The sequence below is a fragment of the Facklamia lactis genome, from assembly GCF_015863205.1.
Classification (GTDB): domain Bacteria; phylum Bacillota; class Bacilli; order Lactobacillales; family Aerococcaceae; genus Facklamia; species Facklamia lactis.
Window position 1 is genome coordinate 1 of record NZ_JACBXQ010000022.1, and the last position, 607, is coordinate 607.

General features: G+C 42.3%; 2 protein-coding genes. Both read right to left on the bottom strand.

Annotated elements, in window-relative coordinates; genetic code table 11:
• A partial coding sequence (locus tag HZY91_RS10805) for a GTP cyclohydrolase I (RefSeq protein WP_197116275.1) occupies positions 1-227 on the bottom strand: 227 nt, incomplete at its 3' end.
• 120 nt (positions 228-347) lie between these two features.
• Positions 348-607: non-specific DNA-binding protein Hbs (gene hbs, locus HZY91_RS10810; RefSeq protein ID WP_197116276.1), on the bottom strand; the 260-nt coding region annotated here is incomplete at its 5' end.

Here is a 607-nt window from a genome sequence, read left to right on the forward strand (position 1 = left end):
TCACACATTGAATAAAACGGAATGTCTTTGACGAGGACAAGTTCTTCATGGTCTTCACTAAATACCGTTTGCAAGTGCACTTTCGGATCTTCGGTTAAACCAGAAAACACTTCCGCATACATTTTTGCTACCCGCTTCGGTGTATCGAGCAACCCTTCACGATTTGGATCTTCGCCAATCGCTTCTAAAATTAAGCGAACCGCTTGTTCAATTTGTTGTACATTCATTTGTTGCATCCTCCTACCATTCAACTTCACGTAATCCGATTCTAGCATATAAAGATGAAAAAAGGCAAAAAAGAAGAGGCAGCTCGCAACCGGCTACCTCTTTTGGCTGTATGTAATTTCTTACTTTACAGCATCTTTTAACGCTTTCCCAGGTTTGAAAGCAGGAACTTTGCTTGCAGCAATCTCGATTTCTTCTCCTGTTTGCGGGTTGCGTCCTTTGCGCGCCGCACGCTCACGTACTTCGAAGTTACCAAAACCGATTAATTGCACTTTATCACCGGTTTTAAGCGCTTCTGTAATTGCGTCAAAAACAGCATCAACCGCTTTAGATGCATCTTTTTTAGAAAGGCCACTTGCTTCAGCTACCGCGTTGATTAATT